The organism is Paracoccus benzoatiresistens, from assembly GCF_026913015.1.
Classification (GTDB): Bacteria; Pseudomonadota; Alphaproteobacteria; order Rhodobacterales; family Rhodobacteraceae; genus Paracoccus; species Paracoccus benzoatiresistens.
In genome coordinates, this window is the sequence record NZ_JAPTYD010000012.1 from 49,172 (window position 1) to 68,061 (window position 18,890).

Here is an 18,890-nt window from a genome sequence, read left to right on the forward strand (position 1 = left end):
CTCCTTGAGGTATTCAGTTGACGTTATCAGCCGGACGGGCGTCAAGCGACGCCTGCTTCGGCTCTGTACGGTGGAAGGTGTAGGACAGGGTGATGTCCCTGACCCAGCTTGCATCGCGGTCGCCCGTCAGTTCGGGATCGACAAAGAAGCTGACCGGCATCTCGATCCGCTCGCCGGGCTGCAAGGTCTGCTCGGTGAAGCAGAAGCACTCGATCTTGCTGAAGTAATAGCCCGCCACTTCCGGCGCGACGTTGTAGCTGGCGGTGCCGGTGATGGGCACGTCGGAATTGTTGATCGCCTCGTAGAAGGCCAGCCCGTTCTCGCCGATCTTCAGTTCCATCGAGGTCTGCATCGGCCGGAACGTCCATTCGAGGTTCGGGTCCACATTGGCATCAAAGCGGACGCGGATCACCTCGTCGAGAACCTGGTCCGAGCCGGACTGCGCCACCTGGGTCGTTCCGCCATAACCCGTCACGCGACAGAACCAGTCGTAGAAGGGCACGGCCGCCCAGGCCAGGGCGCCCATGGTCAGGACGACAGCCACCAGGGCGGTGACGGTCTTCGTTTCAGGCGACATCCGGCGGCTCATCGGGCATCCTCGGGCTCGGGCTGCTCGGGCGGCAGGGCCGAGACGCGGGGCTGGTGGTCGAAGGCCTCCATCATGTCGCCCTGCTGGACCTTGACGACCGTCAGGGCGAAGACCAGCGCGACAAAGGCGACCAGGACGATGCCCAGGCCGACATTGCGCGACCGGCGGCGGCGATGGATTTCGTGCTCGGCGTTCAGCGGCATCACCACGCCCCCACCCAGTTCTGCACCAGAAGCGCAACGAAATGCAGGAACAGATAGTTCAGCGACAGCTTGAAGACGCGCTTTTCCACCGCATAGCCGTCGGCGACCGCCGCATCCTCGTCCCGGCGCAGGATCCGCCACCCGCCGTGGATGAACAGCGCGTTCAGGATGACCGAGGCCCCCAGGTAGATCGGCCCGCCGACCGAAGTCAGCCCCAGCCAGATCGCGAAGGGCGCCAGCACCAGCGTATAGGCGAAGATGTGGCGCCGCGTCACCGGGCGGCCATGGGTGACCGTCAGCATCGGCACCTTGGCGTTGTGATAGTCCGACTTCATGAACAGCGCGAGCGCCCAGAAATGCGGCGGCGTCCAGAAGAAGATCAGCGCGAACATCAGCAACGATTCGATGCTGATCCCGCCCGTGGCGCAGGCCCAGCCGATCATCGGCGGAAAGGCCCCGGCCGCGCCACCGATGACGATGTTCTGCGGCGTCGAGCGCTTCAGCCAGACCGTGTAGACCACGGCATAGAAGAAGATCGTGAAGGCCAGGAAAGCTGCGGCAAACCAGTTCGCCGCCAGCCCCAGCATCATCACCGAAAAGCCCGCAAGGATCAGGCCAAGCGCCAGGGCGGCATTGCCGTCCACCCTGCCCGCCGGGATCGGGCGGTTCTGCGTGCGCTGCATCACCGCGTCGATGTCGGCGTCATACCACATGTTCAGCGCGCCCGAGGCGCCGCCGCCAAGCGCGATGAACAGGACCGAGCAGAAGGCGATGAAGGGATGGACATCGACCGGCGCGACCCAAAGGCCCACGAAAGCCGTGAACACGACCAGCGACATCACGCGCGGCTTCAGCAACGCGATGAAATCGCGGAACTCGGCCTCGGGGGCGCCTTCATATGCGTTGATGTCGCTCATACCGTCTTCGGATTACCTGGCTTTGTCGCTGGTCCGGCCGACGGTCAGTCGGCCTTGGCCACCTGCACGTCGGTCGCAGCCGAAGCTGCGGCGGTTTCGGCCTCGCCCGCCGGGGTGCCGCCCTGTTCGGCGACCCACTGGGCATAGACCTCGGGGCTGACCGCCTTCACGACGATCGGCATATAGGCATGGTTGATGCCGCACAGTTCGCTGCACTGGCCGAAATAGATGCCTTCCTGTTCCACGTTGAACCAGGCCTGCGCGATACGGCCCGGAACGGCGTCCTGCTTCACGGCGAAGGCGGGGATGGTCCAGCTGTGGATCACGTCGTTGGCCGTCACCTGCAACAGCACGGTCTGGCCCACGGGCACGACCACGGCCGTGTCGGTGGCCAGCAGATACTCGTCCTCGGAATAGCCGTAATTCGCCAGTTCTTCCTTGGCCAGCATGATCGAATCGAAGCTGATGCCGCTTTCCGGGTACTCGTAGGACCAGTACCACTGGTTGCCGATGGCCTTGATGACCACGTCGGGATCGGCGGGCATCTCCTGGCTGCGGAACAGCGCGGGCAGAGAGAAGGCGCCGATCACCACAAGGATCAGCACGGGCACCAGCGTCCAGCCGATTTCCAGCGGCGTGTTGTGCGTGAACTTGGCCGGAACCGGGTTCGAGCGGCTGTTGTAGCGCAGGATGACGGCCAGCAGCAGCAGGCAGACGAAGATCGTGATCACGGTGATGATGATCAGCACGAAATGGTCCAGCCATTGCTGGTCGCGCGCCAGTTCCGTCGCGGCAGGCTGGAAGTTCACGCCCCTCGGCTCGGGCTTGCCGATCGTGGGAAGCTCGCCCAGAACGTCCTGCGCCAAGGCAGAGCTGGCTATCATTCCCGCTGTCGCAAGCCCGGAAGCTGCCGCGACCCCACGGCGAATCATCGCTATTGCCATCATTCCATCCCGTTATCCTGACGCGGCCGCGCGACCGCAGGCGCCCGAAGGCGGCCCTTTTCCTTTAACAATCCCCGTTCTATGACCATATCTCGACCCCACGGGCAAGTGATACATAAGCCTGCCTGCGCAAAATCCCGGCATTGCGCCCGCTGCGGCCCTTGCTCGTGCCCCTGCCAGAAAGACGACAAATCGCCATGAGCCGTGAATCTTTCAACCCCTTCGACACCCACCTGGACCGTGACCGCGCCCTTGCGATCCTGCGCGACGCCGTCGCCGGAGCCGAGGACGGAGAGCTTTTCCTGGAACGCTCGGTTTCGGAATCGCTGGTCTTCGACGACGGGCGGCTGCGGAATTCGGGCTATACCGCCGAGCAGGGCTTCGGGCTGCGCGCCGTGCGCGGCGAGGTGACGGGCTATGCCCATTCGACCGAGATTTCCGAACCCGCCCTGCGCCGCGCCGCTGAAACAGCGCGCCTGGCCGTGGGTCAGGGCGGCGGCACCCTGGCCGAGGCCGCGCCCCTGCGGACCCGCCCGCTCTACATGGCTGCCGACCCGGCCGAGGGCATTCCCTTCGCCACCCGGATCGAGCTTCTGCGCCAGATCGACGATTACGCCCGCTCGCGCGATCCCCGCGTGGTGCAGGCGACGGTGTCGCTGGCCTCGTCCCTGCAGGAAATCGCGATCCTGCGCCCCGAGGGCGGGCTGGTCACCGACATCCGCCCGATGGCGCGGCTGAATGTCAGCGTGATCGTGGAAAACAACGACCGCCGCGAATCCGGCAGCTTTGGCGGCGGCGGGCGCATCCCGCTGGCCGGGCTGATGGACCCCGCCCACTGGCAGCCCGCCGTGGACGAGGCGCTGCGCATCGCCCTGGTCAACCTGCGCTCCGTCCCCGCCCCCGCGGGCGTGATGGACGTGGTGCTGGGCCCCGGCTGGCCCGGCATCCTGCTGCACGAGGCCGTGGGCCACGGGCTGGAAGGGGACTTCAACCGCAAGAAGGCCTCGGCCTTTGCCGGGCTGATGGGGCAACGCGTCGCCGCGCCCGGCGTGACCGTCGTCGATGACGGCACGATCCCAGACCGGCGCGGCAGCATCAGCGTCGATGACGAGGGGATGCCGCCGGCCCGCAATGTGCTGATCGAGGACGGGATCCTTGTCGGCTACATGCAGGACCGCCAGAACGCCCGGCTGATGGGTGTCGAGCCGACCGGCAACGGGCGGCGCCAGGGCTTTTCGCACGCGCCGATGCCGCGGATGACGAACACCTACATGCCCGGCGGCGATGCCGATCCGGCGGCGATCCTGGCGGACCTGAAGGACGGCATCTATGCCGTGGGCTTCGGCGGCGGGCAGGTGGACATCACCAACGGCAAGTTCGTGTTCAGCTGCACCGAGGCCTATCGCGTAAAGGATGGCGTGGTGGGCGACCCGATCCGGGGCGCCACGCTGATCGGCGACGGCGCGACCGCCCTGCAGCAGGTCCGCGCCGTCGGCAACGACATGGCCCTTGACCCCGGCATCGGCAACTGCGGCAAGCAGGGCCAGTGGGTGCCGGTCGGCGTGGGCCAGCCGACGCTGCTGATCGGCGGGCTGACGGTGGGCGGCTCGGCTGCGTAGGGCGCCGGTAACCAGTTGTTAACGCCTTCCCGGTAATGCTGATTCCAGGATGAGGCGGAGGCAGCATGGATACCGGGCATCTTCCTTTCGACAGACCCAGAAGCTCCACGACGGTCAAGGACGACGACCTGTCCGTCCTTCGCCTCATCCGCTCTCGCAGGGTGGGACCGGCCACCTACCACCGGCTGGTGGCCGAACACGGCAGCGCAGCTGCGGCGCTTGAGGCCCTGCCAGCCATCGCGGCGGCGGCGGGCATCACCGGTTACGAGGCATGCCCGGAAGGCGTCGCCGCGGCCGAACTGGCGGCGGGACGCAAGGCCGGTGCCCGGCTGATCCGCTGCGATTCGCCGCTTTACCCGGCGGCGCTGCGCGACATCGACGGCGCGCCGCCGATCCTGTGGGTCCGGGGCGACCCGGCCTGGCTGTCACGGAACCCGGTCGCGGTGATCGGGGCGCGCAACGCATCCTCGCTTGGCCTGCGCATGGCGCGCGGCATGGCGGCGGGCCTGGGCGAGGCTGGGCATACCGTTGTCGCGGGCCTCGCGCGCGGCATCGACACCGCCGCCCATAACGCTGCCCTGCCCACGGGCACCATCGCCGTGATGGCGGGCGGGGTCGATGTGATCTATCCCGCCGAAAATGTCGTCCTGGCCGCGCAGATCGCGGAACAAGGCGCGCTGGTATCGGAACAGCCGCCGGGGACCGAACCGCAGGCCCGGCATTTCCCCACCCGCAACCGCATCGTGTCGGGCCTGTCCTTGGCCGTCGTGGTGATCGAGGCCGCGCATCGGTCGGGCACCCTGATCACCGCCAGGAACGCGCTGGACCAGGGACGAGAGGTGATGGCCGTGCCGGGCCACCCCATGGATGCGCGCGCCTCGGGCTGCAACCAGCTGATCCGCGACGGCGCCGTGCTGGTGCGCAACTCGGCCGATGTCTGCGCGGCGCTCGGGCGCGAGCCTGAACCTGCGGGGACGGCCTGCCCTGCGCCCGCGCCCGCCCCGCGCGCCGAGCCCGTCGATGCGGGGCAGATCGAGGCGCGGATCCTGTCGCGGCTCAGCCCCTCGCCCTCGGATGAAAACGACGTGATCCGCGACCTGGGGCTGCCGGCGGCGGCGGCCAGCGCGGCGATCCTGTCGCTGGAATTGCAGGGCCGGCTGCTGCGCGTGCCGGGTGGCCGGCTGGCGCTTGGCTGATGAGCCCGGTTGACACTGGCAGGGACCGCACCCATGTTGCCGCCCCATCGCAAGGTCCCCTGAGGTAAGAATGCCCGTCGTCGTCGTGGAATCCCCGGCCAAGGCCAAGACCATCGAGAAATACCTTGGCGGCGACTATCGCGTGCTGGCCTCTTTCGGCCATGTCCGCGACCTGCCCCCCAAGGACGGCAGCGTCGATCCCGATGCCGACTTCGCCATGAAATGGGAGGTCGCGGCCGACAGCAGGAAGCACATCAAGGCGATTAAGGACGCCCTGAAGGACGACCAGACCCTGATCCTGGCGACCGACCCTGACCGAGAGGGCGAGGCGATTTCCTGGCATCTGCTGGAGGCGCTGTCCCCCGCCCTGAAGAAGGGCGCGGCTGTCAACCGCGTCACCTTCAACGCGATCACGAAGACCGCCGTGACCGAGGCGATGGCCAGGCCCCGCCAGATCGACCAGCCGCTGGTCGATGCCTATCTGGCGCGGCGCGCGCTGGATTACCTGGTGGGCTTCAACCTGTCGCCGGTCCTGTGGCGCAAGCTGCCGGGCGCGAAATCGGCGGGCCGGGTGCAGTCCGTCTGCCTGCGCCTGATCGTGGACCGCGAAATGGAGATCGAGGCCTTCAAGGCCCGCGAATACTGGTCCGTCCATGCGCGGCTGGCCACCCCGGGGGGCGCGGAATACGACGCGCAACTGGTGTCCCTGGCCGGATCGAAGCTGGACCGCTTCGACCTGGCGACGGCGGAAAAGGCCGCGATGGCCGTCAGCGCGGTCGCCAGCCGCGAGTTGCGCGTGACCAGCGTCGCGGCCAAGCCCGCGACCCGCAATCCCTGGCCGCCCTTCATGACCTCGACGCTCCAGCAGGAAGCCAGCCGCAAGATGGGCATGGGCGCGAAGGCCTGCATGTCCGCGGCGCAGCGCCTGTATGAGGCGGGGCTCATCACCTATATGCGGACCGACGGCATCGACATGGCGCCCGAGGCGGTCCATGCCGCCCGCGATGCGATCAAGGCCAAGTTCGGCGACAAATACGTCCCCTCCAGCCCGCGCATGTACAAGAACAAGGCCAAGAACGCCCAGGAAGCGCACGAATGTATCCGCCCGACCGACATGATGCTGTCGCCCGACAAGCTGAAGGTCACGGCGGACGATCAGCGCAGGCTTTACGACCTGATCTGGAAGCGCACCATCGCCAGCCAGATGGAAGCCGCGCGCATGGAGCGCACCACGGTCGAGATCGCCAGCCCCGACAACCAGGTCGGCCTGCGCGCCACCGGCCAGGTGATCCTGTTCGATGGCTTCCTGCGCGTCTATGACCAGGGCCGCGACGATGACGATGGCGAAGACAGCGCCCGCCTGCCCGCCATCCAGCAGGGCGAGGCGGCCAAGCTGGTCGGCAAGGCCTTCGAGGCCGAGTTCGCCAAGGCCCGCGAAAAGGACGACCCGGTCCCGGCCGCCCCCGCAGGCCAGCGCGCCGCGCCGGGCTTGCTGCTGAACGACACGGCCGCCGTCGCTGCCCGCCAGCATTTCACCCAGCCACCCCCCCGCTATACCGAGGCCACCCTGGTCAAGCGGATGGAGGAACTGGGCATCGGGCGACCCTCGACTTATGCCAGCATCGTTACGACCATCCAGGACCGCGACTATGTCCGCAAGGACAAGAACCGCCTGATCCCGGAGGACAAGGGCCGGCTGGTCACGATCTTCCTGACCAAGTACTTCCCGCGCTATGTCAGCTATGACTTCACGGCGGACCTGGAAAACGAACTGGACGAGATCAGCGCGGGCGACCTGCTGTGGCGCGAGGTGCTTGGCCGGTTCTGGAAGGATTTCTCCAAGGCGCTGGAAGGCACGTCCGAACTGCGCATCACCGAGGTTCTGGACGCGATCGACGAGGCGCTTGCTCCGCATCTTTACCCTCCGCGCGCAGACGGGGGCGATCCGCGCGAATGCCCGCTTTGCGGCAAGGGCCGGCTGAACCTCAAGACCGCGCGCTCGGGCGGGGCCTTCATCGGTTGTTCCAACTATCCCGAATGCCGCTATACGCGCCCGATCTCGACCCCCGATGGCGAGGAGGCCGTGGGGGACCGCATCTTGGGCGAGGACAACGGCGAGCCGATCAGCCTGAAGACCGGGCGCTTCGGCCCCTATGTCCAGCGGGGCGAGGCTTCCGAGGACAACCCGAAGCCCGCCCGCGCCTCGATCCCGAAGGGATGGAACCCGGCGACGCTGGATCTGGACCGCGCTGTGCAACTGCTGTCGCTGCCGCGCCCCGTCGGCAACCACCCCGAGGATGGCGAACTGATCGAAGCCGGGATCGGCCGCTTCGGCCCCTATGTGAAGCACGGGTCGAAATACGCGAACCTGCCCGAGGTGGACGAGGTCTTCACCATCGGCATGAACCGCGCGGTCGAGGTGCTGGCCGCCAAGCAGACCCGCGGCCGGGCGGCAGCCGCGGCGCCCCTGCGCGAATTGGGAAACCACCCCGACGGCGGGGCGATCCAGGTGATGAATGGCCGCTATGGTCCTTATGTGAAATGGGAAAAGGTGAACGCCACCCTGCCCCGCGATGTCACGCCCGAGGATCTGACGGTCGAGCAGGCGCTTGAACTGATCGCCGCCAAGGCCGGCAAGTCGCCCGCCAAGAAGAAGGCGGCACCCAAGGCCAAGGCCGTGGCAAAGAAGCCTGCGGCCAAGAAGGCGCCCGCCAGGAAGGCGACACGGAAAGCGGCCGAGGGTTAGTTCCCCGCCGCAAGCCCCGCCGCCTCTGCCAGGAAACGCGCGCGGACGGGCGCCGCATGGGGATTGGCTCGCAGGATCGTCGCCAGCAGTTCGGGGGAATCGTCCTGCACCAGCGCGGCGGCCTCGACCAGCTTTTGAAAGCTGCGCGTCGCCATCAGCTGCGGCAGCGGACCAAGCCGCGTCAGGCTGCGCGCGATCAGATGCGTCAGGCCCTGGACCACCGCCATGTCGCGGTCGTGCTGGTCGGGGGTCGTCTCGATGACCTCCAGGCCCTGCCCTCGCAGGAAAGCCGCCAGACGCCGGTGCCCCTTGCCACGCAGCGGGCACCAGGCGATGCGATGGCCTGCAAGCCCGCCGGCTGCGCTGGCCGGGCCGAACAGCGGATGGCTGGCAATGATCTCGACGTGATCGGGCAGGATCTGCAGCATCAGCCGCGCCGGGTGCAGCTTCACCGAGGCCACGTCGATTACCGTGGCGCCCGGCCGCAGATGCGGGGCGATGGCGTGCAGCACCCCTTCAAGCTGCGGGAGCGGCACCGCGAGGACGACGACATCCGCCCGCGCCGCCTGCGTCGGATCGACCTGCGGCAGGTCGTTCGATCTGACCCGCGGATCGCAGACCGACAGGGCAAGATGCGGGCGCAGGTGCCGCGCGATCAGTTGGCCGAAGGCGCCAAAGCCGATGATGGACAGGGTTTGGGGACGAACGGACATGGGAGACCTTTGGAGCTTGCGCCAAGGTCGTTGTCATGTCGCCGTGTCAACCGCACCCCCGCGCGGTTGACATGCTGCTGCCCCCGCTATGTCAGCGGGCGATAATAGGTCGCAAAGGCAGCGTTGCGGGTTTTCATGGCTTCCTCATGGCGGCGGCCGGGCGCGGTGTCAACCATGCTGCACCGCCGCATTGACTTGCCTTGATGCGCAAGCGACAAATCCGCAGCGGTTCATTCTGGGGAGGGATAATGAAAAAGGTCTATGCCACGGCCGGGGAGGCCCTGGAGGGCTTGCTGCGGGACGGGATGGTGATTGCGGCGGGGGGTTTTGGCCTGTGCGGCATCCCCGAGCTGCTGATCGCGGCGATCCGCGACGCGGGCACGAAGGATCTGACAGTCGCATCGAACAACTGCGGCGTCGATGATTTCGGTCTGGGCATCCTGCTGCAAACGCGCCAGATCAGGAAGATGATCTCCTCCTATGTCGGCGAGAATGCCGAGTTCATGCGCCAGTACCTGTCCGGAGAGCTGGAGCTGGAGTTCAACCCGCAGGGCACCCTGGCCGAACGGATGCGCGCGGGCGGCTGCGGGATCCCCGGCTTCTACACCAAGACCGGCGTCGGCACGGTGATCGCCGAGGGCAAGGAGGTCAAGACCTTCGACGGCCAGGAGTATATCCTGGAGCGCGGGATCGTGGCGGATCTGTCGATCGTGAAGGCCTGGAAGGCCGACGACACCGGCAACATGGTGTTCCGCAAGACGGCGCGCAACTTCAACCCGCCCGCCGCGATGTGCGGGCGCGTCTGCGTGGCCGAGGTCGAGGAGATCGTCCCGCGCGGGTCGCTGGATCCCGACCATATCCACCTGCCCGGCATCTATGTGCACCGGATCGTCCAGGGGCAGCATGAAAAGCGCATCGAGCAGCGCACGGTTCGCAAGAAGGAGACCGCCTGATGCCTTGGGACCGCAACCAGATGGCCGCCCGTGCCGCGCAGGAACTGGAAGACGGGATGTATGTGAACCTGGGCATCGGCATTCCGACGCTGGTGGCCAATTACGTGGGCGACAAGGACATCACGCTTCAGTCCGAAAACGGCATGCTGGGCATGGGGCCCTTCCCCTTCGAGGGCGAGGAAGACCCTGACCTGATCAACGCCGGCAAGCAGACGATCACCGAGCTGAATCGCACCGCGTATTTCGACAGCGCCACCTCGTTCGGCATGATCCGCGGCGGCAAGATCGCGGCCGCGATCCTGGGCGCGATGGAGGTGTCCGAGAACGGCGACCTGGCAAACTGGATGATCCCCGGCAAGCTGGTCAAGGGCATGGGCGGGGCCATGGACTTGGTCGCGGGCGTGGGCCGCGTGATCGTGGTCATGGACCACACCAACAAGGCGGGCGAGTCGAAGGTGCTGCGCGAATGCACCCTGCCCCTGACCGGCAAGGGCGTCGTGGACCGCATCATCACCAACCTGGGCGTGCTGGACGTGGTCGAGGGCGGACTGAAGATCGTCGAGACCGCCGACGGTGTGACCGAGGACGAGTTGCGCAAGGCCACCGAGGCCACCATCGTCGGCTGACCCGACGAATGACCATGAAGCCGGCGGCGACCTGCTGCCGGTTTTTCCTTGCCAGCCGAAGGGAAACGGATGACGCCCGAAAGCATAACCCGGCTGTTCACGCGGTCCGACGGCTCGTTCTTCTGCGCCAGATGGGGGCGCCCGGTCGCGCCGGTCATCTTCGGTCTGGCCGATGAAAGCCTGGACATCTTTCGCGGCGCGATCCGGGCGGGCTTTGCCCATGCGGGCCACCCGCTGACCGAGACCGACCCGGAGATGGGCGCGAACCTGATGCTGTTCTTCGTCCGCGACTGGTCGGATCTGGCCGATATCCCCGACCTGGACAGGCTGACCGATGCGCCGGATCTGGCTGCCCGGCTGGGTCGCGCGGGGGCCGATCAATACCGCATGTTCCGCTTTGACGCAGATGGCGGCATCCGCGCCTGCCTGGGCTTCCTGCGCATGTCGGGCGCACTGGCGGACAGCCATCCCGCGCAACTGGCCGAGGCGCTGTTCATGCGCTGCGCGCTGACCTTCGCGCAGGACATCACCCCCTCGCCGGACCTGGCGGCGCTGATCCGCGCGGCCTATGACCCGGTCCTGCCGGTCGCCGCCACGGATCCGGCCCATGCCCTGCGGCTTGCGGCACGGATGGGGACCGCCTGATGCACAGCCTCTCGATTCGCGTCTACTACGAGGACACCGACCTTGCCGGGATCGTCTATTACGCGAACTATCTGAAGTTCATCGAACGGGGCCGGTCGGAATGGCTGCGCGTGCTTGGGATCGACCAGGTGCGGCTCAAGGCCGACAGCGGCCATGTCTTTGCCGTCCGCCGGCTGGAAGCGGATTATCTGCGCCCTGCCCGCTTCGACGACCTGCTGCAGGTCGAAACCGGCCTGGTGCAGATGACAGCCGCGCGGATCGTGCTGGACCAGACCGTGCGCCGCGGGGGTGCGGCGCTGTTCGCGGCGCGCGTCACGCTGGCCTGCCTTGACGGCGCGGGCCGGCCGGTGCGGCTGCCCCCGGCGCTTGCCGCCATCCTGTCACGCGGCCCCGATATTGCTGAAAAGTGACGCTATTGTGTTGCAGCAAGGGGCTGCAACCTTTGCTAGGAAGGCGCTAGAAGGCACGCAAAGCGGCTGGCGCCCCCGGCCGGCTTCGCGATGGATCACGACGATGAGGCAGTGAAGATGGAACCGGTCCAGGCCGCGCAGGCCCTTGATTTCTCGCTGATGGCGCTGTTTGCGCGCGCCTCGCTGACAGTGCAGGTGGTGATGGTTCTGCTGATCATCGCCTCGGTCTGGGCCTGGGCGATCATCATCCAGAAATTCATTGCCTTTGCCCATGCCCGGCGCGAGGCGTCCCGCTTCGACCGCGCCTTCTGGTCGGGCGAGCCGCTGGACGACCTGTATGACCGGCTGGGCGAACGCCCCTCGGGCGCGTCGGAACGCATCTTTGCGGCCGGCATGACCGAATGGCGCCGCAGCCATCGCGGCGACGGCGGGCTGATCCCCGGCGGCCCCGCCCGCATCGACCGCGCCATGAACGTGGCCATCCAGCGCGAGGAATCGCGCCTGTTCCGTGGCCTGTCCTTCCTGGCGACGGTCGGATCGACCGCGCCCTTCATCGGGCTGTTCGGCACCGTCTGGGGGATCAAGACCGCCTTCGAGGGCATCGCCATGTCCCAGGACACCAGCCTGGCCGTCGTGGCCCCCGGCATTGCCGAGGCCCTGCTTGCCACCGCCCTGGGCCTGCTGGCCGCCATCCCGGCGGTCGTCTTCTACAACAAGCTGTCGGGCGACGCCGAACGCGTGACCGGCAACTGGGAGGCGTTCGCCGACGAGTTCTCGACCCTCCTGTCGCGCCAGATGGACGAGGCCTGAGCGATGTCCGCCGCCGTCGTCAAGCGGGTCAGCCGCAAGGGCCGGGGTCGCCGCCGCAACGCGCCGATGTCCGAGATCAACGTGACGCCCTTCGTGGACGTGATGCTGGTGCTGCTGGTCATCTTCATGGTCGCCGCGCCGCTGATGACGGCCGGCGTGCCCTTGAACCTGCCGCAGACCGCCGCCACCGCCGTCCCGACCGAGCAGGAGGAACCGCTGGTCATCTCGATTCCCGCGGATGGCGACGTGACGCTGATGGATGCGCCCGTGCCGCAGGACCAGATCGTCACACGCCTGCGCGCGATCCTGGCCGAACGCCAGACGGACCGTGTCTTCCTGCGCGCCGATGGCGGCATTCCCTATGCCCGCGTCGTGCAGGTGATGGGGGCGCTGAACGCGGCGGGGCTGACGAATATCGTGCTGGTCACCGATACCGGTGGCCCGAGGATGGATGGCTGACGCCATGGAGGACCGCGAGGGCCGCATCGGTTGGTGGGTTTCGGGGTCGGCGCATACCGCGCTGATCCTGTGGGCAATCCTGGGCGGGGTCTTCTTCCGCCCGCAGCCCTCGACCCCGCTGCGCACGACCGAGGTGGCCACCATGAGCGGGGCCGAGTTCGAGGCCCTGGCCGCCGCGTCGCGCGGCGCGGGGCCGGTCGGGCGGGATGCGACAGCGGTGGCGACCATGCCGGCGCCTTCGGTGGACGACGAAGCCGCGCAGGCGCCCGCCGCCGCCAGCCTGCCCGATGCCGAGGATGCCGCGCAGGATCTGGCGCAGCCGGATGTCGCCGAGGCGCGGCCCGACCTGACCGACTTCGCCCGCCCCGATGCGGTGGCGGTTGCGACCGATCTGGGCGCCCCTGCCGAAAACCAGATGGCGGACGATGCGGCCCCGGTGGTCCCCGCCGACGGCGGCCTGCCCCTGGCCGACCAGCAGCCCACCCGGCCCGCGGCCCCCGATGCCGACCAGGCGGCGCAGCCTGTCGCGCCGCGATCGGAACTGGCGCTTGACCGCTCGGCCCAGCCGCGGCTTCGCCCCGAGGGTCTGGTCGAACGCCGGGCTGCCCGCCTGGCCCAGCAGGAGGCCGAGCGCCAGGCTGCAGCAGAGGCCGCGCGTGCGGCCGAGGAAGCAGCGGCCGCGGCGGCAGCCGAGGCCGAGGAACGCCGCCTGACCGCCGAGCGCGAGGCCGCCGAGGAAGCCCGCCAGGCGGAAAGGGCTGCAGCAGAGGAAGCCGAGCGTCAGGCAGAGGCCGAGCGCCGGGCCGAAGCTGAGCGCCGGGCAGATGCGGAACGGCAGGCCGAGGCCGAGCGCCGCGCGGAAGCCGAGCGCGAGGCCGAAGCCGAAGAAGAACGTCAGGCCGCCGAGGAGCGGCGCGAGGCGCAGGAGCGCCGCGAAGCCGCCGAACAGGCGGAGCGCGAGGCCGAGGAGCGTCGGCAGGCCGAAGCCCGCGCCGAGGAAGAGCGCCGCGCTGCCGAAGCCGAACGTCGGGCCGAGGAGGAACGCCGCGCCGCTGCCGACCGTGAGGCCGAAGAGGCGGCAGAACGCGAGCGAGCCGAGGCTGAGCGCCGTGAAGCCGAAGCGCGGGAAGCCGAGCGTCGAGCCGAAGAAGAACGCCGCGCCGAAGCAGAACGCCTCGCGGAAGAAGAGCGTCGGGCCGAGGCCGAGCGGCAAGCGGAAGAAGAACGCCAGGCGGCGGAACGCCGGGCCGAGGAGCAACGCCGTGAGGCTGCCGAACGTGAAGCCGAGGAACGCCGCCTCGCCGCCGAGCGCGAGGCCGCCGAACGCGCCGCTGCCGAGCGCGAAGCCGCAGCCGAAGCCGCGCGCCAGCAGGCCCTGGAGGATGCGCTGCGCGAGGCGCAGGACGGCAGCGCCGGGGCGGATGGCAATGACACCGCCTCGACGGGCGACACGGCTGGCGGCAACAGCCAGATGATCGATGGCGGCTCCGGTGCCTCTGCAGCGCAGGATCCGCTGGCGGCGGCCTTGGCAGGCGCCATGTCGGGCCAGGGCGCGGCCAACAGCCAGCCGGATGCAGGCCTTGCGGAACCGATGCAGCTTGCCCCCTCGCCCATCCGACCGCTGCCGCCGGAAGGGGGCATGGACATGTCCAGCCTGTCTCAGGCCCAACCGCTGTCTCTGGCCGAAAAGGACGCCTTCCGCACCGCCCTGCGCCAATGCTGGAACGAAGGGGCCTTGTCGGTCGAGGCACAGCGGATGTCGGTCTCGGTCGGCTTCAGCATGACCGCCGATGGCAGGCCCATCGAGGCCAGCCTGCGCATCGCCGATTACCGCGGCGGCTCGGAAGGTGGTGCCCAGCACGCCTTCGAGGTCGCGCGGCGGGCGATCATGATGTGCGGGGGCGCGGGCTTCCCCCTGCCCATGGACAAATACAGCCGTTGGCGCGATGTCGTGGTCGAGTTTCGCCCCGACGGGATCGGATTTGACTGACGCCGGGCCCCGGCGACAAGAAGGTATGAGGACGTAATGCTTCGGACGCTGACTGTGACCCTGTCGATGGCGATTGCCGCCGCCGCATGGCCTGCCCTGCCTGCCCTGGCGCAGGACGGCCCGCTGAAGATCGAGATCACCGACGGCGTGACCGAGCCGATGGCCCTCGCCATCCCCGCCTTTCACGGCGATGCCGAGGTGGCAAGCCGCATCCGCGACGTGGTGGCCGCCGACCTGACCGGCACCGGCCTGTTCCGCGAAATCCCCAAGGATGCGCAGGTCGCCCGCCCCGGCAGCTTTGGCGAGGCGATCGCCTATGAGGACTGGCGCGCCGTCAGCGCGCAGGCGCTTGTCTCGGCCGAGGTGACGCAGTCGGGCGATGCGATCAGCGTCAAGTTCCGGCTGTATGATGTCTATGCGGGCCAGGCGCAGGGCGACGGGATGCAGTTCGATGCCCGCGCCAGCGACTGGCGCCGCGCGGCCCACAAGATCGCGGACCAGATCTATGCCCGCCTGACCGGCGAGCAGCCCTATTTCGACAGCCGCGTGGCATTCGTTCAGGAAACCGGGCCGAAGGACGCGCGGATCAAGCGCATCGGCGTGATGGACTATGACGGCCAGAACATCCTGTGGATGACCGACAGTTCGTCCCTGGTGCTGGCGCCGCAATTCTCGCGCGACGGGCGGCGGCTGGTTTATACCAGCTTCGACAGCGGATTCCCGCAGATCCGGGTGATGGAGGTGGCAACGGTCGCCTCTCGCGCGATGACGCAGGATGCCGGCAGCATGGCCTTTTCGCCGCGCTTCAGCCCCGACGGACGCTGGATCGTCTATTCCCGCGAACAGGGCGGCAATACTGACATCTGGCTGATGGACGCGGCGTCCGGGGCGCAGCGGCCCCTGGTGCAGTCGCCCGCGATCGACACATCGCCCTCGTTCAGCCCGGACGGGCAGCGGATCGTGTTCGAATCCGACCGCTCGGGCAATCCGCAGCTGTATATCGTGGGCGTGAACGGGGGCGAGCCGACCCGGATCAGCTTTGGCGACGGGCGCTATGGCTCGCCCACATGGTCGCCAAGGGGCGACCTGATCGCCTTTGCCAAGCAGGTGGGCGAGCGGTTCCATATCGCCACCATGCGCACTGATGGCTCGGGCGAGAAGACGCTGACCGAATCTTTCCTTGACGAGTCCCCGACCTGGGCCCCCAATGGCCGCGTGGTGATGTTCACGCGGGTCACGCCGGGCGGGAATGGTCAGCCGCGCCTGCATTCGGTGGACATCACCGGCCGGAATATGCGACCGCTTAGCCTTGACTTTGCCGCCTCGGATCCCTCTTGGGGACCCTTGATGCCCTGAGACACGCGCCGGAAGGATAAGCCGATGATCGTCTGGAAGAAACCCGCTGCCGCCGCCCTTCTGCTGACCCTTGCCGCCTGCGCGCAACCCGCGCCGCCGGCGACACAGCCGGCGGTGGTCGATCCCTATGCCAACGCGGCGGGCGGCGCGCTCTATCAGGGCGATCTTGCCGGCGGCACCCTGGGGGCCGAAGCGACGGCGCAGTATTTCAACGATACGGTCGGCAACACGGTGCTGTTCGCCGCCAACCAGACCGCGTTGACGGCTGAGGCGCGCGGCATCCTTGCCCGGCAGGCCCAGTGGCTGAATACGCACACCAGTTTCAACGCCGTCGTCCAGGGCCATGCCGAGGAAACCGGAACCCGCGAATACAACCTCGCGCTTGGCGCGCGCCGCGCCAGCGCGGTGCAGGAATACCTGATCGCGCAAGGCGTGGCCTCGGAGCGGGTCCGCACGCTCAGCTTCGGCAAGGAGCGTCCGCGCGAGGTGTGCTCGGACGAGGCCTGCTATGCCAAGAACCGCCGCGCCGTGACGGTGGTCAGCCCGGCCGGGGCAGGCTCGTGATCGCCCGGACCATCGCCGCAGCCGTTCTGGCCGTGACGGTGGCACTGCCGGCTGCCGCGCAGGAACCGACGCTTGCCGATCTTCGGGCCGAACTGACGGATCTGCGCGGCCAGTTGCAAAGCCTTCGGTCCGAGCTTGTCGCCTCGGGCGCGGCGGGATTCCAGGCCGCGGGCGGCGACGCGGCCATCGACCGGATGAACGCGATGGAGCAGCGTCTGGCGCGGCTGACCGACCGGACCGAACAGTTGCAGAACCGCATCGACCGGATCGTGGCAGACGGCAGCCGCCGCATCGCCGATATCGAGTTCCGCCTGTGCGAGATGGACGAGGGCTGCGACCTCGCGGCCCTGACCATGCAGGATCTGGGCCGCGCGGGCAGCCCGGTCCCGAACCTGGGACCCGCCACCCCGCAGGCTGGCGGTGCGCCCGGACCGGCGGCCGCGGGTGAACAGGCCGATTTCGACGCGGCCAAGCAGGTCATGGCCACCGGCGACTTCCGGCGCGCCGCCGACATGTTCGGTGCCGTGGCCGAGGCGCATGCGGGCGGGGCGCTGACCGCCGAGGCGCTGTTCCTGCGCGGCGCGGCGCTTGACAGTTCGGGCGACACCAAGGGCGCGGCGGCCGCCTGGCTGGAGGGATTTGCCGCCGATCCCGACGGGCCGCGCGCCGCCGAAAGCCTGCTGGGCATCGCCCGCGTCATCGCGGATGAGGGCGATCCGACCGCAGCCTGCCTTTATCTTGCGGAAATCCCCGCCCGCTTTCCCGGCACCCCCTTCGCGATCGAGGCCGAGACCCGGCTGAGCCGCCTGGCCTGCAGCAGCAACGATCTGGGCATGGCCGCAGAAGGCGCGGTTGATCCGGCCGACGTCGAAGCCGAGGCCGACCTGACCGAACACCAGTAAGCCGATGACCCTGCCCGCTGCCGGTCCCGCCTTTCGCATCCATGCCGCGCTGGACCGGCTGGCGGCGGACATGCCCGCGCTTGGCATTGCCGTGTCGGGCGGGGGCGATTCGGTGGCGCTGATGCATATCGTGGCCGAATGGGGCCGGGGCCGCAGGATCATGGTGGCCACCGTCGATCACGGCCTGCGCCCTGAAAGCGCAGCCGAGGCGCGGCAGGTCGGTCGCGCCGCACGCGCGCTTGGCATGTCCCATGCCACCCTGCTGTGGCGGCGCGACACCGAGGTCGGAAACCTGATGGCCAATGCGCGCGATGCGCGGCTGCGGCTGTTGTCCGGCTGGGCGCAGCGCAACGGCTTGTCCGCCGTCCTGCTTGGCCATACCGCCGACGACCAGGCGGAAACGCTGCTGATGCGGCTGGCGCGGGGGTCGGGGATCGACGGGCTGGCCTCGATGGCGGAATGGCGCGATGCCTTTGGCACCCGATGGCTGCGCCCGATGTTGGGCGCCGGGCGTCAGGAGCTGCGCGACTGGCTGCAGACGCGGGGCATCGCCTGGATCGACGATCCCAGCAACGAGAACGAGGATTTCGACCGCGTCCGCATCCGCAAGGCCATCGCCTCGGTGGGTCTGGACGTCGCAGCCCTGGCCCGCGCGGCCAACCACATCGGCGAGGCGCGGGACGCCTTGTCCCATTACGCCGCCCATGCCGCGCGCGATGTCGTGATCCACAACGGCAGCCTGACCCTTCTCCGCCGCGCTTACCAGGACGCCCCGGTGGAGGTTCGCCGGCGGCTGATTGTCGCAGCCTGCCGCTGGATCACCGGCGCCGACTATCCGCCGCGCCGCAACACCGTTCTGCACGCGCTGAACTCGCTTGCGACCGGCCACCGCGTCACCCTGGACGGGGCCTTGATCGAACCCGCCGGCGACCGCATCCGGCTGTTCCGCGAGGCGGCCGCCGCGTTGCGGGCACCCCACAGCCACGGTGGCACCTGGGACAATCGATGGGAAATCAGTGGCTTGAAGCCCGGCCAGCATGTCGCGGCGCTTGGCATGGGAGAGGTGGCGCGCGTCAAGTGGCGCTTGTCGGGCCTTGGCCGCGACGAAGCCGCCGCCACCCCCGCCGTCTGGGAAGGCGACCGCCTGGTCGCGGCGCCCCTGATCCGCGCGACGGCGCCTTATGACATGCGCCCCCTCCGCGGCGCGGCGGATTTCCACAGGCTGGTGATGGCGCATTGAACATGCGA

19 protein-coding genes are annotated in these 18,890 nt (G+C 68.6%); 14 read left to right on the plus strand and 5 right to left on the minus strand.

Annotated features, from left to right (window positions below):
• Positions 1–13 precede the first annotated feature (13 nt).
• Genes OU682_RS10840 through coxB form a run of 4 tightly spaced genes read right to left on the minus strand, consistent with a single transcriptional unit; the run spans position 14 to position 2,656 of the window.
• Positions 14–589 carry a cytochrome c oxidase assembly protein gene (locus OU682_RS10840; RefSeq protein ID WP_268942136.1) on the minus strand — a complete coding sequence of 192 codons (576 nt, stop codon included), beginning with the start codon at positions 587–589 and terminating at the stop codon, positions 14–16.
• Positions 586–792 (minus strand): cytochrome c oxidase system small membrane protein, encoded by a 207-nt coding sequence (locus tag OU682_RS10845; protein ID WP_268942137.1) that lies wholly within the window; start codon positions 790–792, stop codon positions 586–588. Before OU682_RS10845 ends, OU682_RS10840 begins: the two co-directional genes overlap by 4 nt.
• Positions 792–1,709: a heme o synthase gene (gene cyoE / locus OU682_RS10850; RefSeq protein ID WP_268942138.1), complete on the minus strand. Its 918-nt coding sequence runs from the start codon at positions 1,707–1,709 to the stop codon at positions 792–794. The genes OU682_RS10845 and cyoE overlap by 1 nt, the downstream gene beginning before the upstream one ends.
• A 44-nt stretch (positions 1,710–1,753) precedes the next feature.
• A complete protein-coding gene (coxB, locus tag OU682_RS10855; RefSeq protein ID WP_268942139.1) occupies positions 1,754–2,656 on the minus strand; it encodes a cytochrome c oxidase subunit II in 903 nt (300 codons plus the stop codon).
• A gap of 194 nt (positions 2,657–2,850) precedes the next feature.
• On the opposite strand from coxB, the gene tldD reads away from it, so the two are divergent.
• The 3 genes from tldD to topA all read left to right on the plus strand — a co-directional run bounded on the left by tldD (position 2,851) and on the right by topA (position 8,214).
• Positions 2,851–4,272 (plus strand): metalloprotease TldD, encoded by a 1,422-nt coding sequence (gene tldD / locus OU682_RS10860; protein WP_268942140.1) that lies wholly within the window; start codon positions 2,851–2,853, stop codon positions 4,270–4,272.
• A gap of 65 nt (positions 4,273–4,337) precedes the next feature.
• Entirely contained in the window at positions 4,338–5,468 is a 1,131-nt protein-coding gene (gene dprA, locus OU682_RS10865) for a DNA-processing protein DprA (RefSeq protein ID WP_268942141.1), read from the plus strand.
• Between the two features lie 70 nt (positions 5,469–5,538).
• Entirely contained in the window at positions 5,539–8,214 is a 2,676-nt protein-coding gene (gene topA, locus OU682_RS10870) for a type I DNA topoisomerase (protein WP_268942142.1), read from the plus strand.
• On the opposite strand, the gene OU682_RS10875 is transcribed toward topA, so the two are convergent.
• Positions 8,211–8,927, minus strand: coding sequence for a prephenate dehydrogenase (locus tag OU682_RS10875; protein ID WP_268942143.1), 717 nt, complete (start codon positions 8,925–8,927; stop codon positions 8,211–8,213). The two genes, topA and OU682_RS10875, sit on opposite strands and share 4 nt — an antisense overlap.
• A gap of 248 nt (positions 8,928–9,175) precedes the next feature.
• Here OU682_RS10875 and OU682_RS10880 point away from each other — a divergent pair, with 248 nt between their 5' ends.
• From OU682_RS10880 to tilS, 11 genes are all read left to right on the plus strand, one after another.
• Positions 9,176–9,880: a CoA transferase subunit A gene (locus OU682_RS10880; RefSeq protein ID WP_268942144.1), complete on the plus strand. Its 705-nt coding sequence runs from the start codon at positions 9,176–9,178 to the stop codon at positions 9,878–9,880.
• Entirely contained in the window at positions 9,880–10,506 is a 627-nt protein-coding gene (locus tag OU682_RS10885) for a CoA transferase subunit B (protein WP_268942145.1), read from the plus strand. Before OU682_RS10880 ends, OU682_RS10885 begins: the two co-directional genes overlap by 1 nt.
• Positions 10,507–10,575: 69 nt before the next feature.
• Positions 10,576–11,151, plus strand: coding sequence for a hypothetical protein (locus tag OU682_RS10890; RefSeq protein WP_268942146.1), 576 nt, complete (start codon positions 10,576–10,578; stop codon positions 11,149–11,151).
• Positions 11,151–11,561 (plus strand): tol-pal system-associated acyl-CoA thioesterase, encoded by a 411-nt coding sequence (gene ybgC / locus OU682_RS10895; RefSeq protein WP_371832235.1) that lies wholly within the window; start codon positions 11,151–11,153, stop codon positions 11,559–11,561. The genes OU682_RS10890 and ybgC overlap by 1 nt, the downstream gene beginning before the upstream one ends.
• Before the next feature lie 117 nt (positions 11,562–11,678).
• Positions 11,679–12,371 (plus strand): protein TolQ, encoded by a 693-nt coding sequence (gene tolQ / locus OU682_RS10900; protein ID WP_268942147.1) that lies wholly within the window; start codon positions 11,679–11,681, stop codon positions 12,369–12,371.
• A 3-nt stretch (positions 12,372–12,374) separates the two neighbouring features.
• Positions 12,375–12,830: a protein TolR gene (gene tolR / locus OU682_RS10905; RefSeq protein WP_268942148.1), complete on the plus strand. Its 456-nt coding sequence runs from the start codon at positions 12,375–12,377 to the stop codon at positions 12,828–12,830.
• A complete protein-coding gene (gene tolA, locus OU682_RS10910) occupies positions 12,823–14,820 on the plus strand; it encodes a cell envelope integrity protein TolA (protein ID WP_268942149.1) in 1,998 nt (665 codons plus the stop codon). Before tolR ends, tolA begins: the two co-directional genes overlap by 8 nt.
• A gap of 36 nt (positions 14,821–14,856) precedes the next feature.
• Positions 14,857–16,176 carry a Tol-Pal system beta propeller repeat protein TolB gene (tolB, locus tag OU682_RS10915; RefSeq protein ID WP_268942150.1) on the plus strand — a complete coding sequence of 440 codons (1,320 nt, stop codon included), beginning with the start codon at positions 14,857–14,859 and terminating at the stop codon, positions 16,174–16,176.
• 24 nt (positions 16,177–16,200) lie between these two features.
• On the plus strand, positions 16,201–16,740 hold the full coding sequence (pal, locus tag OU682_RS10920; protein WP_268942151.1) for a peptidoglycan-associated lipoprotein Pal: 540 nt from the start codon (positions 16,201–16,203) through the stop codon (positions 16,738–16,740).
• Positions 16,737–17,642 (plus strand): tol-pal system YbgF family protein, encoded by a 906-nt coding sequence (locus OU682_RS10925; protein WP_268942152.1) that lies wholly within the window; start codon positions 16,737–16,739, stop codon positions 17,640–17,642. The genes pal and OU682_RS10925 overlap by 4 nt, the downstream gene beginning before the upstream one ends.
• A 4-nt stretch (positions 17,643–17,646) precedes the next feature.
• Positions 17,647–18,882, plus strand: a complete 1,236-nt coding sequence (tilS, locus tag OU682_RS10930; protein ID WP_268942153.1) for a tRNA lysidine(34) synthetase TilS — start codon at positions 17,647–17,649, stop codon at positions 18,880–18,882.
• Positions 18,883–18,890 lie beyond the last annotated feature (8 nt).

What these genes read in the sequence shown, in the direction of transcription:
- pal (WP_268942151.1), top strand. Translation starts at nt 16,201, where the DNA reads ATGATCGTCTGGAAGAAACCCGCTGCCGCCGCCCTTCTGCTGACCCTT.
- tolB (WP_268942150.1), top strand. Translation starts at nt 14,857, where the DNA reads ATGCTTCGGACGCTGACTGTGACCCTGTCGATGGCGATTGCCGCCGCC.
- cyoE (WP_268942138.1), bottom strand. Translation starts at nt 1,709, where the DNA reads ATGAGCGACATCAACGCATATGAAGGCGCCCCCGAGGCCGAGTTCCGC.
- OU682_RS10840 (WP_268942136.1), bottom strand. Translation starts at nt 589, where the DNA reads ATGAGCCGCCGGATGTCGCCTGAAACGAAGACCGTCACCGCCCTGGTG.
- tolQ (WP_268942147.1), top strand. Translation starts at nt 11,679, where the DNA reads ATGGAACCGGTCCAGGCCGCGCAGGCCCTTGATTTCTCGCTGATGGCG.
- OU682_RS10875 (WP_268942143.1), bottom strand. Translation starts at nt 8,927, where the DNA reads ATGTCCGTTCGTCCCCAAACCCTGTCCATCATCGGCTTTGGCGCCTTC.
- OU682_RS10890 (WP_268942146.1), top strand. Translation starts at nt 10,576, where the DNA reads ATGACGCCCGAAAGCATAACCCGGCTGTTCACGCGGTCCGACGGCTCG.
- OU682_RS10880 (WP_268942144.1), top strand. Translation starts at nt 9,176, where the DNA reads ATGAAAAAGGTCTATGCCACGGCCGGGGAGGCCCTGGAGGGCTTGCTG.
- OU682_RS10845 (WP_268942137.1), bottom strand. Translation starts at nt 792, where the DNA reads ATGCCGCTGAACGCCGAGCACGAAATCCATCGCCGCCGCCGGTCGCGC.
- tilS (WP_268942153.1), top strand. Translation starts at nt 17,647, where the DNA reads ATGACCCTGCCCGCTGCCGGTCCCGCCTTTCGCATCCATGCCGCGCTG.
- ybgC (WP_371832235.1), top strand. Translation starts at nt 11,151, where the DNA reads ATGCACAGCCTCTCGATTCGCGTCTACTACGAGGACACCGACCTTGCC.
- topA (WP_268942142.1), top strand. Translation starts at nt 5,539, where the DNA reads ATGCCCGTCGTCGTCGTGGAATCCCCGGCCAAGGCCAAGACCATCGAG.
- dprA (WP_268942141.1), top strand. Translation starts at nt 4,338, where the DNA reads ATGGATACCGGGCATCTTCCTTTCGACAGACCCAGAAGCTCCACGACG.
- tldD (WP_268942140.1), top strand. Translation starts at nt 2,851, where the DNA reads ATGAGCCGTGAATCTTTCAACCCCTTCGACACCCACCTGGACCGTGAC.
- tolR (WP_268942148.1), top strand. Translation starts at nt 12,375, where the DNA reads ATGTCCGCCGCCGTCGTCAAGCGGGTCAGCCGCAAGGGCCGGGGTCGC.
- coxB (WP_268942139.1), bottom strand. Translation starts at nt 2,656, where the DNA reads ATGATGGCAATAGCGATGATTCGCCGTGGGGTCGCGGCAGCTTCCGGG.
- OU682_RS10885 (WP_268942145.1), top strand. Translation starts at nt 9,880, where the DNA reads ATGCCTTGGGACCGCAACCAGATGGCCGCCCGTGCCGCGCAGGAACTG.
- tolA (WP_268942149.1), top strand. Translation starts at nt 12,823, where the DNA reads ATGGCTGACGCCATGGAGGACCGCGAGGGCCGCATCGGTTGGTGGGTT.